17 protein-coding genes are annotated in these 16,912 nt (G+C 42.9%); 13 read left to right on the top strand and 4 right to left on the bottom strand.

Annotation, left to right across the window (positions count from 1 at the left end):
* The first annotated feature begins 268 nt into the window (after positions 1-268).
* Positions 269-1,042 carry a phosphotransferase family protein gene (locus CD004_RS17365; protein WP_102263907.1) on the top strand — a complete coding sequence of 258 codons (774 nt, stop codon included), beginning with the start codon at positions 269-271 and terminating at the stop codon, positions 1,040-1,042.
* Between the two features lie 7 nt (positions 1,043-1,049).
* Here CD004_RS17365 and CD004_RS17360 read toward each other — a convergent pair whose 3' ends face one another.
* Entirely contained in the window at positions 1,050-1,328 is a 279-nt protein-coding gene (locus CD004_RS17360) for a YtzH-like family protein (RefSeq protein WP_041964692.1), read from the bottom strand.
* A gap of 158 nt (positions 1,329-1,486) precedes the next feature.
* Between CD004_RS17360 and trmB the strand changes: the two genes are divergently transcribed.
* Both trmB and CD004_RS17350 read left to right on the top strand, forming a co-directional pair.
* Positions 1,487-2,131: a tRNA (guanosine(46)-N7)-methyltransferase TrmB gene (gene trmB / locus CD004_RS17355; protein ID WP_102263906.1), complete on the top strand. Its 645-nt coding sequence runs from the start codon at positions 1,487-1,489 to the stop codon at positions 2,129-2,131.
* 320 nt (positions 2,132-2,451) lie between these two features.
* Entirely contained in the window at positions 2,452-3,291 is an 840-nt protein-coding gene (locus CD004_RS17350; RefSeq protein ID WP_102263905.1) for a YtnP family quorum-quenching lactonase, read from the top strand.
* 34 nt (positions 3,292-3,325) lie between these two features.
* Here CD004_RS17350 and CD004_RS17345 read toward each other — a convergent pair whose 3' ends face one another.
* Positions 3,326-3,640 (bottom strand): PepSY domain-containing protein, encoded by a 315-nt coding sequence (locus CD004_RS17345; RefSeq protein ID WP_041964689.1) that lies wholly within the window; start codon positions 3,638-3,640, stop codon positions 3,326-3,328.
* Between the two features lie 204 nt (positions 3,641-3,844).
* Between CD004_RS17345 and CD004_RS17340 the strand changes: the two genes are divergently transcribed.
* The 5 genes from CD004_RS17340 (at position 3,845) to CD004_RS17320 (ending at position 7,780) form a co-directional block, all read left to right on the top strand.
* On the top strand, positions 3,845-4,918 hold the full coding sequence (locus CD004_RS17340) for a M42 family metallopeptidase (protein WP_102263904.1): 1,074 nt from the start codon (positions 3,845-3,847) through the stop codon (positions 4,916-4,918).
* A gap of 66 nt (positions 4,919-4,984) precedes the next feature.
* Positions 4,985-5,512, top strand: coding sequence for a DUF84 family protein (locus CD004_RS17335; RefSeq protein WP_102263903.1), 528 nt, complete (start codon positions 4,985-4,987; stop codon positions 5,510-5,512).
* Positions 5,513-5,839: 327 nt separating this feature from the next.
* Entirely contained in the window at positions 5,840-6,343 is a 504-nt protein-coding gene (locus tag CD004_RS17330; RefSeq protein WP_102263902.1) for a hypothetical protein, read from the top strand.
* Positions 6,344-6,581: 238 nt separating this feature from the next.
* A complete protein-coding gene (locus tag CD004_RS17325; protein WP_102263901.1) occupies positions 6,582-6,896 on the top strand; it encodes a thioredoxin family protein in 315 nt (104 codons plus the stop codon).
* Positions 6,897-6,985: 89 nt separating this feature from the next.
* Positions 6,986-7,780 (top strand): DUF1444 domain-containing protein, encoded by a 795-nt coding sequence (locus tag CD004_RS17320; protein WP_102263900.1) that lies wholly within the window; start codon positions 6,986-6,988, stop codon positions 7,778-7,780.
* A gap of 328 nt (positions 7,781-8,108) precedes the next feature.
* Here CD004_RS17320 and CD004_RS17315 read toward each other — a convergent pair whose 3' ends face one another.
* Positions 8,109-8,315 (bottom strand): hypothetical protein, encoded by a 207-nt coding sequence (locus CD004_RS17315; RefSeq protein WP_102263899.1) that lies wholly within the window; start codon positions 8,313-8,315, stop codon positions 8,109-8,111.
* 213 nt (positions 8,316-8,528) lie between these two features.
* Between CD004_RS17315 and CD004_RS17310 the strand changes: the two genes are divergently transcribed.
* The 3 genes from CD004_RS17310 to murC all read left to right on the top strand — a co-directional run bounded on the left by CD004_RS17310 (position 8,529) and on the right by murC (position 14,465).
* Positions 8,529-11,693 carry a DNA translocase FtsK gene (locus tag CD004_RS17310; protein ID WP_102263898.1) on the top strand — a complete coding sequence of 1,055 codons (3,165 nt, stop codon included), beginning with the start codon at positions 8,529-8,531 and terminating at the stop codon, positions 11,691-11,693.
* A gap of 83 nt (positions 11,694-11,776) precedes the next feature.
* On the top strand, positions 11,777-12,877 hold the full coding sequence (locus CD004_RS17305; protein ID WP_102263897.1) for a nicotinate phosphoribosyltransferase: 1,101 nt from the start codon (positions 11,777-11,779) through the stop codon (positions 12,875-12,877).
* A 286-nt stretch (positions 12,878-13,163) separates the two neighbouring features.
* A complete protein-coding gene (gene murC / locus CD004_RS17300) occupies positions 13,164-14,465 on the top strand; it encodes a UDP-N-acetylmuramate--L-alanine ligase (RefSeq protein ID WP_102263896.1) in 1,302 nt (433 codons plus the stop codon).
* 56 nt (positions 14,466-14,521) lie between these two features.
* Here the strand turns inward: murC and CD004_RS17295 are convergent, their stop codons facing one another.
* Complete coding sequence (locus tag CD004_RS17295; protein WP_102263895.1) at positions 14,522-15,637, bottom strand: aminopeptidase; 1,116 nt, start codon at positions 15,635-15,637, stop codon at positions 14,522-14,524.
* Positions 15,638-15,932: 295 nt separating this feature from the next.
* Between CD004_RS17295 and CD004_RS17290 the strand changes: the two genes are divergently transcribed.
* Together CD004_RS17290 and CD004_RS17285 are read left to right on the top strand one after the other, a co-directional pair.
* Positions 15,933-16,412: a DUF948 domain-containing protein gene (locus CD004_RS17290; protein WP_102263894.1), complete on the top strand. Its 480-nt coding sequence runs from the start codon at positions 15,933-15,935 to the stop codon at positions 16,410-16,412.
* Between the two features lie 17 nt (positions 16,413-16,429).
* The gene (locus CD004_RS17285) at positions 16,430-16,906 is read left to right on the top strand and encodes a YtxH domain-containing protein (protein WP_102263893.1); all 477 of its coding nucleotides are present in this window, start codon (positions 16,430-16,432) and stop codon (positions 16,904-16,906) included.
* Positions 16,907-16,912: the final 6 nt, after the last annotated feature.

The raw sequence follows: 16,912 nt of genomic DNA, 5'->3' as shown, positions 1-16,912 counted from the left end.
TCACCGGTCAGCCCTCCAGCGCTAGTCGGGGCTGATCATGACGCTTCCGCTTTTTAGTCTGATAACTTTTTCACAATATTAATTTAGGTTCCATGGGGTTGACGTACTCAGCCTCTAGGGGATAAAATTTATAAGATAGCTATTGTGTGTATTTTCCTATCAATAGCTGTCTTTTTATTTCCGATAATAACAACGGCGAATTAAGATTAGAATCCATTTCCGGTTTTTTAGCATAAGGGAAATAGTTGATAAATGAAGGTGACTAACTTTGGAACATTTATTTGGACAGGATTGGGAGATCGTTCCTGCAGGTGGTGCAACCGGTGCCGCTTATTTTGCGCAGCATGAAGAACAAAGGCTGTTTTTAAAACGCAATTCATCCCCTTTTCTTGCTGTTCTCTCCGCAGAAGGAATTGTACCCAAGCTTGTTTGGACGAAAAGGTTAGAAAACGGAGATGTCATTACGGCACAGCAATGGATGAATGGACGAGAGCTGAAGCCCGGAGATATGAACAACGATCGCGTGGCCAAGCTATTGAAGAAGATCCATGCTTCAGAACCGCTTCTTGGGATGCTGACCAGGCTTGGAAAAAGCCCGCTGAAACCCGAGATGTTCCTTCACGCGCTGAATGAGGAATTGGACGAGGAGCTTCGCAATAAGCAAGCTGTCATAGATTCATTGAAGTTTTTAACTGGACACGTTGGCAATATTGATGTGGACGAAAAGGTCGTCTGCCATTGTGATGTAAATCATAACAACTGGCTGCTTACCGAAGACAACCAGTTGTATTTAATTGACTGGGATGGAGCGATGATTGCCGACCCTGCCATTGACCTCGGACTTCTCCTGTATTCTTATATACCGGAAGGAGAATGGAAGGAATGGCTGGATAAATACGGCATCATCCTGACAGAAAACCTTAAGCAACGAATGAAATGGTATGCAATTGCACAATCACTGTCGGCAATCCAGTGGCATAAAAACCAGAATCGCATTCCCGAAATGGACAAATGGATTGATTTTTTAAAAGCACTTATTTAATTATTTCTTAAGAAAATTGCCCTATGTCATTAACCCATTGTGACAGCTGGCCCTGATTTGTCTGGATATGCTGTTCTAAGTCAGAGGCATTGACGCCATTTTGGCTATACTGATAAACATCCTGTAGAATCGATTTTATATTGCCGTCAACATTTGTGTTGACCATCAGCGATTTGATCAGGCGTTCCAATTGTTGATACTCCGCAACCGAACCGCAGCAGTCAGTTTGCTGGTTGCTTAATATATCCTTTAATAAATTTACCTGGTCATGGTGGCTTAAAGGCACGATGATCACCCTTTCGTTTTAAAGGAATTCACATATAGATTGTGGATTCCTTTTTGTGTTTATGCATCGAGCAGCCAGCCAGTATAAATTTCATCTTGAAAACATATGGGTTGCATGATATTGTTTGAAACGAATGAAAATAGTACAGAGGTGTCAGTATGAGACTAAGAAATAAGCCTTGGGCTAAAGATAAATTACTTCAGTATTCGAATTTTGTGATTCATGAACCGGAACAGCACCGTGGAAAATGGGGTCTAGTTTTTGAGAAGGATCAGCCCCTCCACATCGAGATTGGGACAGGAAAAGGCCAGTTCATCACTGGAATGGCAAAAGCCAATCCGGACATTAACTATATTGGCATTGAATTGCAGGAAAGCGTCATCGTCAGTGCGCTGGACAAGCTGATTGAAGAAGATTTGCCAAACTGCAAACTAATGAACGTAAATGGTGCAGAGCTTGCAAAGTACTTTGAAGGCGGAGATGTCAGCCGCGTTTACTTGAATTTCTCTGATCCATGGCCAAAGACACGCCATGAAAAAAGAAGGCTGACATTCAAGTCCTTCCTTGAAGTCTACGAATCCATCCTTGTCAAAGATGGAGAGATCCACTTCAAAACAGACAACCAGGGATTGTTCGAGTACTCCCTTGTCAGCTTCTCGCACTATGGTATGAAGCTTAACTATGTCAGCCTCGATCTTCACAACAGTGATTTCGAAGGCAACGTCATGACTGAATACGAAGAGAAATTCTCCTCACGCGGCAGCCGCATTTACCGTTGTGAGGTACAGTTTCAATCTAAATAAGCAGTGAAGCCGATCGATTTTGTCGATCGGCTTTTTTTGTGGGCAGGCAAAATTGGAAAAAAACCGCTATATTTACCAATTCGCGAATAAATATGTGAAAACCGCCGATAAAAATTTATTTTCGCCAATAAAATCTAATTATCGCCAATATAGTTGTGAACTCCGCCAATAAACTTGTGAAAACCGCCAATAAAATGGAATCGCTACTGGATGAGACTATAAAATGACCATATTTCCATGGTAGTGATCAAAATAAGAGGTGAATTATTTAAAAATTTAAAACCCTAATGTTACAATCAAGTAAAAAAGGGGGATGCATGATGGAAAAGCTCGAGCTTCGGAATGTTAAACTGCAGTGGCTGAACGGTGGAGTCACTCATCTTGATGGCGGCGCGATGTTTGGGGTTGTCCCGAAACCGTTATGGTCGCGAAAATATGCTGTAAATGAAAAAAACCAGATTGAACTGCGGACAGATCCGATCTTGATCCAGGCTGAGGGAAAAAACTTCCTTGTTGAAAGCGGCATGGGGAATGGAAAACTGAATGAGAAGCAAAAGCGCAATTTTGGAGTACTTGAGGAATCAAGCCTGGATTCAGAATTGAATTCACTGGGGTTATCGACTGAAGATATCGATTTCGTATTGATGACACACATGCATTTTGACCATGCCTGCGGGTTGACGAAGGATTCAGGCGGGGAACTTGTTTCAGTCTTCCCAAACGCGAAAATCATCACCTCCCAGGTAGAATGGGATGAGATGCGCAATCCGAATATTAGATCAAAGAGTACATACTGGAAAGAAAACTGGCAGGGGATTGAACAGCAAGTTGAGACATTTGAGAAAGAGTGGACATTTGGACCAATAAAAATGATCCACACTGGTGGACATAGTGATGGTCATTCAATTCTGATTATTGAAGATGAAGAGATGACAGTGGTCCATATGGCTGATATCATGCCTACTCATGCCCACCAGAATCCTCTTTGGGTGATGGCTTACGACGATTACCCTATGGATTCGATTTTCGCCAAGCAGAAATGGCTTGAATTTGGAATCAGCCAGGACGCCTGGTTCACTTTTTACCATGATGAGGTATATCGTGCAGTGAAATTCGATCAGGATGGTAAAATAACCGAAACATTTGAGAGAAAGAAATAGACCTGCGCTAAGCAGGTCTAGATTCTATCCAATATTAATCTAACGGATAAGCATCGAGTATTGCTCCAGTGGAAGCGTCAGCGATGAATTCATATTGTTCCACCTTGCCGTCGTTATTGCGGGAGATGCCGCCTTTATATACCTGGTAATCAAGGGGGGCTATTGAATAAGGCTCGGCAGTCATATTAATCCATGAGCCGCTGATTGGCCCTGATTTTTTAAAGGCTGCCTTCGCATGATTCAGTACTTTATCAGCTGACACGGTTTCTTTTTGTGAAGCAAGTTCCTTTACAGCATACGCACCTGCCAGGCCGGCGCCAACGCCAATGAAAAAGGCTTTCCAGTTCATAGTCAAGGACCTCCAAGGTTATATATGGAATTTCAAGTTACCTTCATCATAACAAATCACACAGGTGGAGCAAAGAAATAATGGCCGCAAAAAATGCGTATGACAGGATTAAGACTGGCAAGGATAATGAATGTTCTGTAAAATGGAATCTATAAATACATAATCTTTAGTAAATCTAAATTTTTGGTGAGAAGGAGAAATTAAATGAACGAGCAAACATTAAGCCTGTTTAAAACGTTGACAGAATTGTCTGGAGCACCGGGAAACGAGCACGCAGTACGGAAATTTATGCGCGAGCAACTGGAACAGTATTCTGATGAACTGATCCAGGATAAATTAGGCAGTGTGTTCGGCGTTAAAAAAGGTGACCCGAACGGCCCGAAAATCATGGTTGCTGGCCATATGGATGAAGTTGGTTTCATGGTTACTTCCATTACAAAAAACGGGATGATCAGATTCCAAACACTTGGTGGCTGGTGGAGCCAGGTGCTTTTGGCACAGCGCGTCCAGATCATCACGAATAATGGACCGGTAACAGGTGTAATTGGTTCGATCCCGCCGCATCTGCTGGATGAGTCAAAACGCAATAAGCCGATGGAAATCAAGAATATGCTGATCGATATCGGTGCAGATGATAAAGAAGATGCCATCAAGATCGGCATCAAACCAGGACAGCAAATCGTACCGATCTGTCCATTCACTCCAATGGCAAATGAGAAGAAGATTCTTGCTAAAGCATGGGATAACCGCTATGGCTGCGGCCTGGCAATCGAGCTTTTAAAAGAAACGAAGGACATTGAGCTGCCAAACATGCTGTACTCAGGTGCTACAGTCCAGGAAGAGGTCGGCTTAAGAGGCGCGCAGACTGCAGCGAATATGATCGACCCGGACATCTTCTTCGCATTGGATGCAAGTCCTGCTAATGATATGTCAGGTGACAAGAACGAATTTGGCCAGCTAGGCAAGGGCACGCTGTTGAGAATCCTTGACCGCTCAATGGTTACGCACCGAGGCATGAGAGAGTTCATTCTAGATATGGCGGAAACGCATGATATTCCTTACCAGTACTTCGTCTCCCAGGGTGGCACGGATGCAGGAAGAGTACACACTTCCAATCAAGGTGTTCCAAGCGCCGTGATCGGCATCTGTTCACGCTACATCCATACTGCTGCATCAATGATCCATGTCGATGATTATGCAGCAGCCAAGGAACTACTGGTGAAGCTTGTAAAAGCAGCTGATAAGACAACTGTGGAAACAATCAAGAATAATAGTTAATAAAAAGAGAAATGAGGGGGCAGGTAAAACTGCTCCTTTTTCATGGGATGAAAGGTGGCACGAATTATGCGAGTTGCAGTTGGTTCAAAGAATCCAGCGAAAATTAACGCAGTAAAGGACGCATTCAGGGATTATCCATATGAAATCGTATCTGTAGATGCTGAATCAGGTATTAGTGACCAGCCTATGTCTGATGAAGAAACCATCAAAGGCGCAGTCAACAGGGCCATACAGTCAGCTGAAAGAGCCGGAGCTGACATTGGCATTGGCCTCGAGGGTGGCGTCCAGCAAACTCCATACGGACTGATGCTCTGTAATTGGGGAGCCCTTGCAGTTAAAGGGATGGAGCCAATCATTGCCGGGGGTGCAAGGATTCCACTACCCGAAGAAATTGCCCGGCAATTATTAAAGGGTGCAGAATTGGGCCCAGTAATGGACGAATATGCAAAAAAACAAAACGTACGCAAAAATGAAGGAGCAGTTGGAATCTTCACGAATGGACAAATCAACAGAAGCGAAATGTTCACACATGTCATGAAACTACTCGCCGGACAATATGAATATCAAAGAGGGCAAGGTAAAAAAACAGTCTGAGGGCTGTTTTTTTTGTTTCCTCTTTTTCCAGAAAAATAGTTATCTGTGAAGCCGATTGGAGTTCGAAAAATCTAGAAAATTAAAAAAATGGGTCACCAATGAAGTGCCGCCTATAAAAGCGAAAGTAAAAACAGGTAATTCCGAGCTATCAAGCGTTTTTGGTAACCAGAATTCTTCTGCGGAGTCCTTAAAAATAGATTTATCGACAAATTTCTGAAAAATATTATAAATTCCAACAAAAAATGCTCGACAAGCCTTGTCACCTGTTAAACAAGAAGGGTATGATAGAAAAGAAGTGGTTAAGTCCTTAGCTAGGGGGAAAAAAGTATGATAAAGTTCAGAAGGGCATTTGGGCTTGTTATCGTTGGGGTATTACTCCTGAGCGCGTGCTCTGCCTCATTTTCAGAACATAAGGCTGAAATAAAAGAGCAAGTAGCGACAACTTTTGAAAGCCAGCCTGAAAAAACAAACAATAGTACTAAAGACATAGAGTATTACTTGCCATCAAGTTTCAAAGTAGAAGAAGAAACACCCAATAATGTTCTGCTGAAGGATGGATCGAAGACTTTTATTCTTTTTTATAATCAACATGAAAAAGAAGACAGTAAAGTCGTCTATGATTCTACTGTGAAACAGCAGAAGGAATGGGACGCAAATGAGACATTCACTAAAGACGGCAAATTTGGCTATATGCTTGTCAAACAGCTGAAAGAAAATCGCTATCAGTTGATTGTCGGAATTGGCGGTGTCAAGCTGACGACAGAAACCGAAGACGTAAGAGATGATGCAGAAGCGATGATGGATATTGCCAATTCTGTAAAAATAAAATAATGCCTTCCCTGTGCAGTAGACACTTTTTGAAAAAAGTCTTCTGCATGGGGTTATTTTTTTCACATGGAATGTGAGATAAGCATTCTTTAATTCCTAACATTCCGGAAATAAAACAGGTCTGGCGCTTCTCAACCGGTTTGGGCGTATTTGCTGTCCCTTAAATCAGATTAGTTTCTTTTTTTTCAATGCATGGGTAAAATAAGTGAAGTACAATGAGATTTTCCCGGGAGGTTTTCTTATGAAAAACTTGGAATCAATGGATCAGTTCGAAGCGTTGAAAAACGATGGCAAACATATATTTTTATTTACTGCTGGCTGGTGCCCTGACTGCCGTGTAATCGAGCCGGTATTACCTGAAATTGAAAGCAAATACAGCGAATACGAATTCGTTTCTGTGGATCGTGATGATTTCATCGATCTTTGCATCCAACTTGATGTATATGGCATTCCTAGCTTTGTCGCTTTTGAAAACGGAACGGAGCTTGGCCGTTTTGTCAGCAAGAATAGAAAGACACAATCTGAAATCGAAAACTTCATTGAAGGTCTTGCCTAAATTAATCATTTCCCTCCATCTTTTGAGGTGGAGGGAAATTTCATGTAAAATGAGTTGCAGAAACTCCTGAAGAAATGGAGGATAAGACAATGGATAGCAGAAAAATGCGGAAAGAGCTTGAGAATCGTCTTCAACATCCTGACCGGACTTTTTCCTATGACCGGGAAAAGGATCAGTTGAGAATTGAAAATAATAATACTGGTCGAGGTATCACCATTGCCCTGGCTGGGATTGTCGCCAAGTGGCAGGATCATAAGGAAAAAGCGATTGATGAGGTTGTCTATTATGTATCAGAAGGTCTGAATGCGATGGAGAGCCAGGTCGAGCTGTCAGGAAAGGAAAAAAATATATTTCCTGTCATCCGTTCAACGTCATTTCCATCTGAGGCCGAGGAAGGTGTTCCATTCCTTTTTGATGATCATACCGCGGAAACAAGGATTTATTACGCTTTGGATTTAGGCAATACATACAGGCTGATTGATTCGAAGCTTTTGAAAAAAGAAGGATGGTCAGCGGGACAGGTCCGCGAGACGGCTTTGTTCAATGTCCGTTCACTGTCCGTAAAATTAAAAGAGGACCGTGTGGCTGATAACACCTTTTATTTCCTAAATTCAAATGACGGCTATGATGCCAGCAGGATTTTGAATACAAGTTTTTTGAATGAAATGAAGAAAAAGATGAAGGGAACCATGACTGTAGCCGTTCCCCATCAAGATGTTTTGATCATCGCCGATGTGGAAAATAACACAGGTTATGATATATTGGCGCAGATGACGATGAGCTTTTTTGCGAGTGGAAGAGTGCCAATTACTGCCCTAAGCTTCCTATATGAAGATGGGGAATTGGAGCCAATCTTTATTTTAGGTAAAACAAAAAAGGAATAGTAATGAAAGAAGTGAAAGCCCGGGATTAGCGGGCTTTTTTCCATTGTCTAGTTCCAGCGCCTAGCCAGTTTTCATCCCTGAGAGTGCTTCCTCGAGTATCTTGCGATAAGCGTTAGCTTTGAGCAGCTCGAGTCGCTTGTCTAGCTGCGGCTCCTAACTCCTTGAGACGCTTGTCTAGTGTCGCCTCCTAGAAACTCCGAAACTTCAACTCCGCCGGCAGAAGCAAAAAGCGCTTCTTTGTCGGAGTCTCCAGTTTCTGCGTTTCTGGACAGTCGGCTATACTTTTAGATTTCGGTCCTGCCAATGAAGTCAAAGAACGACTTCAATGTCAGGTCCTCCAGCGCTTGTCGGAGTTGGGCAGTCGCCTCCGCTTTTCGATTTGGCTAGTGTCGCCTCCTAGAAACTCCGAAACTTCGACTCCGCCGGCAGAAGCAAAAAGCGCTTCTTTGTCGGAGTCTCCAGTTTCTGCGTTTCTGGGCAGTCGGCTATACTTTTCGGTTTCAGTCCGCCCAATGAAGTCAAAGAACGACTTCACCGGTCGGCCCTCCAGCGCTTATCGGGTCTGACCAAGGCGCTTGCACTTTCCTTTATGTACATATGATGTCATGTTTTGTAAATAACTGAGCCTAAAGTTGATTGTTATTGAAGATTTATTCTCGTAAAAAATGCTCATTCTTTCATTTTATCTCGAAAAATATTGATTTACTGTTAAAATAATAATGAAATGCGAAAGAAAGAGTGATTTATATTGAGTTGGATTAAAAAGATTTTTACAGTGTTCCAAAATGATGATGACATTAATGATATTGAACAAGAACAACCTGTTTCAAAGCCATTAAAAAAAGAGCAGAATGAAAAAAGGGATATAGAAGCAAAGGTATTATACCAATATCCAAAAGGTCAGTTCCGTTTTCCATTGATCCCGGATGAGGAGGCAGCTCCTGAAAAATCCAAGCCGAGAAAAGGGCGTCCTGAGAGGATCAGCCAGGATGGTGAGATTAAGCCGTTCATAAAAGAGCAAGGTTCACTGAGGGTTAAGAATGAACGACAAGCTGAAAGTGATTCCTTCCACAATCAACGCCGTGAGCCAGCCGCAGATGTCCGAAACAAAGTCAGACGTGATACTGCGAGAGAACCAATTGAACCATACAAGCCTAAAAAAACTGTGGAATCTGCACCGAAATTCCAGTATGAAACACGGAAAGGCAGCGGACCGAAATTTCGACAGCCTTTTAAACCAACCGAAATTCCGTCCCCTATTTATGCATTTAACAGACCGCCTAGGAAAAGTAAGAGCCAAACGGACCTGGAGGATGTTGAATATGAGCTGGCTGGTTTCGAAAAGAATCAGAGCAGTACTGTTGAACAAATAAAGCATAATGAGATAAGTATCATGTCGCAAGCTATGGATTTAAAGGAAGTTCCTGTTTCAACAGAAGTTCATGATGAAGCAGTGACGCAAGATATATACATAGAAGATGATCTTGCTGAAACACTGGACCTCGAGGTCACTGAAGTCGATGAACAAGTAGAACAATCAGAGTTGGAAACAGAGGCGCTCGATATAATTCTCAATAACGAGCCTGGATCAGAGTATAGTAGGGTGGACTCCCCAATTGATACGATAACTGAAGTCGAGCTTGAGAAGGTCGCCGAAAAGACAGTATTGACCGATTATCAACATGACCAAGAAGAGATAGAAGCATTCGGTATGCAAAATGAACCGGAAGAGGTCGAAGTACTCGAAATCCAGAATAGCCCGGAAGAGGTCGAAGTACTCGAAATCCAGAATAGCCCGGAAGAGGTCGAAGTACTCGAAATTCAAAATAGCCTGGAAGAGGCCGAAGTAAACGGTTATCAAAAAAGAGAGGATGAGCTAAACGTTCAGCCTGTTGATATTACATTGGAACAAACCACGGAAACGGAAGATCTTAATGAGGAATCAGAGCCAGAACACAGTCCTGACCCTGAACCGAAAATAGAGGATAAGCCTGCAGAACCAAAAAGGCAGCTTCCATTCAATGTTCTCATGCTTAAGCAGGACAAGAGGAAGTGGGAGGAGCGTAACACATCTAAATATCCTTCTTTTATGACTGAAGGAAGAAAGACAAGTGAACGCCAAACACACCCTGATGTTGATGCACCTTCTTCAGATGATAGTGACAAGAAAAATCAAATGATGGAAAACGAGTTGTCGGCAGGCGGCACTTCATCAGATGTTCTGCAAGTTCAGCAGGAACAACAACCAGCTGCCCAGCAGGAAACCTTTATAGTAGGAGAAAGTGCGTCGGGTACTGAAAACCAGGAGAAAACTTTATCAGTTGAAGTTAGTCCGGTGACGGTATCATCAATAAGCGAAGTGCAAACGCAAGTCGAACCGGCTGTGGCGAATACGTCTTCTGCGCAAATGAACCGTCATTTCGAACGGGAAGAAATCCAATCGAATGATCGAGAAGCGGCAGTACAGCCAGAAGTCCATCCAGCAGCAGTATACGACTTCCCGCCACTGGATCTTTTGAGCCCGCCTGTTTTCAAGGCCCCTGATCCTGAATGGCTTTCAGAGCAGGAGCATATGCTCAATGAGACGTTAAGGAATTTTAATGTTGGCGCCAGAGTGGTCAATGTGACACAGGGTCCATCGGTTACGCGTTTTGAGGTACAGCCGGAACCAGGCGTTAAAGTCAATAAGATTACGAATCTGTCAGATGATATCAAACTAAGTCTTGCTGCGAAGGATATTCGAATTGAAGCTCCAATACCAGGAAAGCACACAATCGGGATTGAAGTGCCGAACCATTCGAGCAGGCCGGTATTATTAAGTGAAATTTTACAGTCTGCCGGTTTTATGGATCTTGAATCTCCGTTATCGGTGGCCCTCGGACTTGATATTGCCGGAAATCCAATCGTCACTGACCTGAAAAAGATGCCGCACGGATTGATTGCCGGTGCAACTGGATCTGGAAAGAGTGTTTGCATCAATACGATGCTTGTCAGCTTGCTTTATAAAGCTCACCCCGATGAGGTGAAGCTGCTTTTGATTGATCCTAAAATGGTTGAATTGGCACCTTATAACCGAATTCCTCACCTAGTCAGCCCGGTCATCACTGATGTAAAAGCAGCGACAGCCTCGCTGAAATGGGCAGTTGAGGAAATGGAGCGGCGTTATGAATTGTTTGCACATACAGGTGTTCGTGATATAGGCAGGTTTAATGAACTTGCCGAGAAGCATCGCAGGTTTTCTGATAAGCTCCCATATATCGTAATTGTGATCGATGAGCTGGCAGATCTGATGATGATGGCTCCAGGCGATGTGGAAGAGGCTATTTGCCGGATTGCCCAAAAGGCACGGGCTTGCGGAATCCATTTGATCATCGCGACACAGCGTCCATCCGTTGATGTGATTACAGGCCTGATTAAAGCGAATGTTCCTACAAGGATTGCCTTCTCTGTTTCCTCTCAGGTGGATTCAAGGACAATCATTGATATCAGTGGGGCGGAAAAGCTTCTTGGCCGCGGGGATATGCTGTTCTTGGAAAATGGATCTTCAAAGCCATTCCGTCTTCAGGGAAATTTCGTTACCGACAATGAGATTGATGACATTGTGGCATTTGTCAGAGAGCAAAGAGATCCACAATATTTGTTTGAACAGGATGAACTGCTCAAGAAGGCCCAGGTGACGGAAGACGAAGATGAGCTTTTCTACGAAGCATGTGAATTTGTCATTGACCAGGGCGGAGCTTCAACTTCAAGCGTCCAGCGCCGTTTTAAAATCGGCTATAACCGGGCGGCCAGACTGATTGAGATGATGGAGCAACAAGGATTCATTTCTGAGGGAAAGGGCAGCAAGCCACGGGATGTCCTGATTACTGCTGCGGATCTTGAGGCCCTTCAGGAAACTAGTACATTCAATTAATAAATGGTATTCTTTATTAGCATGTACTTATAATAAGGATAAATGACTATAGATGTTGGGTTGTTATTGAAGGAGCTTTTTGGATGAAAGAAATCGAATTGAAAATGCAGGGGAAAATCAGCCGTCTGACCAATCATACATTTAAATTTGATGAAAGGATTCGTGATGGCTGGTTTTCAGCTGTGTATTTTCTGAAAACTCGTGAGCTTGTAAAGAAATATCATGAAGACAATATAATCACGATGCAGTTTTTCCAGAAGGACGAAGCTGTTTTGTGCGGCACTGATGAAGTGATTGCCCTGGTAAAAACATTTGCTGACCGTCCTGAGGAGCTAGAGATTCATTCACTTAAGGATGGAGATAAAATCTCTCCATTTGAAACCGTCCTGACCATAAAAGGACCATACCAGAGTTTTGGTTACCTTGAGGGAATCATTGACGGCATCCTGGCAAGAAGAACTTCTGTCTCAACGAATGTTTATAATGTCGTAAAGGCAGCAAGCTATTCAGGCCAGCAAAAGCCGGTCATTTTCATGGGGGACCGTGACGACCATTATACGACACAGGCTGGGGATGGTTATGCTGCCTATATAGGAGGCGCTACTGCCCAGGCCACCCATGCAATGAATGAGTGGTGGGGCAAGCATGGGATGGGGACGATGCCGCATGCATTGATCCAAATGTTCAACGGTGATATCGTCGCAGCAACCCGGGCTTACCACGAAACCTTCCCAAATGATGATTTGATCGCTCTTGTTGATTATAATAATGATGCGATCACTGACTCATTGAAAGTCGCAAGGGAATTTGGGGAAAAGCTGAAGGGCGTTAGGGTTGATACTTCCCGTACACTAATTGACCAGTATTTCCTGCGCAATCAGCACTTGCTTGGAACATTCGATCCTCGCGGAGTGAATGCTGAATTAATTTTCGCCCTGAGAAAAGCGCTTGATGACGAATGCTTTGACCATGTGAAAATTGTCGTGAGCGGCGGCTTTAGTGAAAAAAGGATACTGGAGTTTGAAAAGCAAAATGTACCAGTCGACATGTATGGTGTAGGCGGCAGCCTTTTAAAATTGAAAATTGGTTTTACTGGTGACAATGTCATGTTGAACGGGAAACATCAGGCGAAGTCAGGCAGAAAGTACAGGCCGAATCCCCGTCTTGAAAAAGTAGAATTTTAACAAGTTTGAAAGCAACTAATAAAGGGAATATGTACTTTTATTCATCATTGCGGTCATAACCACTTGCTTTAAGTGAAGGTTATTAAAAATAGCTGCACCATATGGAAACAGCATTAATGAAACTGTGTTATTTACCGTAATGATGTTATAATGATTCAATACATGAGAGACAGATACTATCCGTATTGTTTTTTGCACTGTTTTGTAACGGGAACTGGCGAAATGAGCAATTCAGGATATCTGTCATATACTGTGTTACATACAGACGTTGTTGGAGGTTCTTTATATGACTATTTACCATTTTGTAGGTATAAAGGGGTCTGGAATGAGTGCGTTAGCTCAAGTTCTCCATGATATGGACTATCAGGTACAGGGCTCCGATTATGATAAGCACTTTTTTACCCAGGTGGCCCTTGAGAAATCTGGAATAAAGATCCTTCCGTTTGATAAGGAAAATATACAGCCTGGGATGACAGTTATTGCTGGCAATGCCTATCCCGATACTCATGAGGAGATTCAGGAGGCAATGAAGCTTGGTCTTCCAATCGTTAGATATCACCGATTCCTTGGTGATTTCATGCAAAACTTTACAAGTGTTGCGATTACAGGTGCGCATGGGAAAACTTCGACTACTGGATTGCTTGCGCATGTGATGAGGGGCGCCAAGCCTACTTCATTCTTGATTGGCGACGGCACTGGAAAAGGTGACAAAGATGCTCAATATTTTGTATTCGAAGCATGTGAGTATCGCCGCCATTTTCTTTCGTATTTCCCTGATTACGCAATCATGACGAATATTGACTTTGACCACCCGGATTACTTTGCCAATATAGAAGATGTTTTCTCTGCTTTCCAGGAGATGTCATGGCAAGTTAAAAAGGGTATCTTTGCATGCGGTGACGATGAGCAGCTGCAAAAAATCCAGGCTAAGGTGCCAGTTGTATTTTATGGTTTTGGCGAAGAAAATGACTTCCAGGCTCGCAATATCGTCAAGTCAACTGAAGGCACTACATTCGATGTTTTTGTAAGGAATAATTTCTATGACACCTTCTCGATTCCGGCTTATGGAGACCATAATGTCCTGAACTCGCTCGCTGTGATTGCTTTGTGCCATTACGAAAACATTGAATCAAAAGTGATTCAGGCTCAGCTTGAAACGTTCGAAGGCGTGAAAAGGAGATTTTCTGAAAAGAAGGTTGCAGATCAGGTGATCATTGACGACTACGCTCACCATCCTACAGAAATCAAAGTAACAATCGAAGCTGCTAAGCAGAAGTATCCTGATCGTGAAATCGTTGCGGTCTTCCAGCCGCACACATTCACCAGGACTCAGGCATTCCTGAACGAGTTTGCAGAAAGCTTGAATAAAGCAGACAAGGTTTATCTGTGTGAAATCTTTGGTTCAGCCCGTGAGATTCATGGGAAATTATCGATTACCGATCTAAAAGATAAAATCGATGACGCAGAAATCATCACTGAAGAAGATACATCACGTCTGAAAGAACATGGAAATGGTGTCATCCTGTTCATGGGTGCAGGTGATATCCAGAAGTTCCAGGCAGCATATGAAAATCAGTTACAAGTCTAAATGAAAAGGATGCGGCCAATTGGTCCGCATCCTTTTGTATGTCTTCAAGCTCTTTCTTATTTAAGATTCTCTGGGTTCAAGCCTTCAAGTTCTGGAATGACAAAACGTCCATCTTTGCGAATTAGTACGTCATCAAAATAAATCTCGCCGCCACCGTATTCAGGGCGCTGGATGTTTACCATATCCCAGTGAATATTTGAATGGTTCCCATTGAATGCATCGTCATAGCACTGTCCAGGTGTGAAATGGAAGCTTCCATCGATTTTTTCATCAAACAGGATGTCTTGCATTGGGTGCAGGATATATGGGTTGACGCCAATTGCGAATTCTCCGACAAAACGAGCTCCTTCATCTGTATCGAAAATCTTGTTGATGCGCTCAGAATCATTTGCAGAAGCTTCAACGATTTTTCCATCCTTGAAAGTCAGCTTCACATTTTCAAAAGTGAATCCCTGGTATGGGGACGGAGTATTGTAGTTAATGACGCCATTGACTGAATCACGAACAGGAGCAGTGTAGACTTCGCCATCAGGAATATTCAGCTCACCAGCACATTTTACAGCCGGGATATCTTTGATTGAGAAGCTTAGGTCAGTTCCCGGTCCGGTAATCCTAACCTTATCTGTACGATTCATCAGATTTGCCAGGCTGTCCATTGCCTTGTCCATTTTTCCGTAGTCAAGGTTGCAGACGTCGAAGTAGAAATCTTCGAAGGCTTCAGTACTCATCTTCGCAAGCTGTGCCATTGCTGAGTTCGGGTAACGCAGGACAACCCATTTTGTTTTTGGAACACGGATGTCCCTATGTACCTTCTTGCCAACCGTATTGCCGTGTATCTTCATTTTATCCGCCGGAACATCAGCGTGTTCATTGATGTTATCTCCAGAACGAAGGCCGATGTAAGCATCCATTTTACTCATCACGTTTGCTTCAAATTCAGCAATCATGTCAAATTGCTCCTGCTGAGCACCCATAAGCAATGAACGGTCCACCTGATGGTCCTTCAATGATACGAATGGATATCCACCTGCTTCGTATGCTTCTTTTACTAAAGCTGTAACAAGCTCACGTTGGAGGCCGAAATTTTCAATCAGGACCTTTTCTCCTTTTTTAAGCTTGATTGAGTAATTGATAAGGTTTTTTGCCAGTTTTTGAATACGAGGGTCTTTCACCGATATCACTCCTATGTATTAAAATAATGCACATAATCATATTGTAACCGAAACGCCAGAGTTTGTGCTCATTTCGTTGCAGGAACTTGGAGAGACTAAATTCCGCGAAAATTAGATGCAGTTACTATGACCGAAGCCGAATGACGAAACTTTCTGCTGGAATTTTAATTTATAGAAAGATATTCTTATTCAGGAAGGAAAAGGGTATGCTTATATTGAAATACATATTAGACAAGGTGGTTTACGTCGCTATCTGCGGGGTAAAATGTACATATGCTAACGGAGGTGTTCAACAGTGGAAATTATTTTGTATTTAAGTGTTGCGGTAATAGCAATCGCATTTTTGGTTTTGGTAGTTTCGTTATCCAAAACTCTAAAATCCTTACAAACAACTTTAGACAGTGTATCAGGCACACTTGATGGCCTGGAGAAGCAGTTGGATGGAGTGACTCGTGAAACAACGGAGCTTCTGCACAAAACCAACAATTTGGCCGACGATATTTCCAGAAAATCTGAGAGCTTGAACGGTGTCGTTAATGCTGTGAGGGATGTAGGAAATTCTGTTCAGAGATTCAATCAATCTATTCATAATGTCCAAACAATGGTAGACCTTCAGATTGACAAAAATAAGGACAAGATTTCTCAGGTTGTTCAATGGAGCAACGTATTCCTTGAGTTGAAGGATAAGTGGCAGTCAAAAAAAACAGCCAAGATTGACCATCAGCTGGAAGGCGAAGAGATGATAGTAAGGCAGCGTGAACGTGTTCGGTATTAATGAAAGGTGGAGATAGAATGATGAACAGAGAACAAAGCCAATATGATGTAAACGAATCGCTGAGAGAGACTAACAATAATTCCAGGGATTTTGTGGCTGGAGCTATTGTTGGCGGACTAGCCGGGGCACTTGCGGCACTATTGCTTGCTCCTAAGTCAGGAAAAGAGTTGAGGGAATCACTCAATGAGCAAACCTCTTCACTTAGGACCAAGGGAGTGGACCTTGCTTCTGTAGCGAAGGAGAAGGCTAGCGGTGTGAAAGAGACGGTGTCACAGCAATCTTCTACACTGGTTAACAAAGTGAAGGATATGAAAAACCAGAATGGAACTTCTACATCAACTTCCGATGAAGATCCTCTTCAAGAAGTACCAACTTCCATGGCAGAGACAAGCACAATGGAAAACGCCCATACAGCTACTGGAGAAGAAATACAAAGGAAGCTTGAAGAAACACAAAAAGCTTTCGATGAAACTGAAAACAAGCTAAATCAGTAAGTTTGT

The organism is Mesobacillus jeotgali (assembly GCF_002874535.1).
GTDB classification, from domain to species: domain Bacteria; phylum Bacillota; class Bacilli; order Bacillales; family Cytobacillaceae; genus Mesobacillus; species Mesobacillus jeotgali.
The sequence above is the reverse complement of the archived record's forward strand: the minus strand, read 5'-3'. Positions and strand labels throughout refer to the sequence as shown.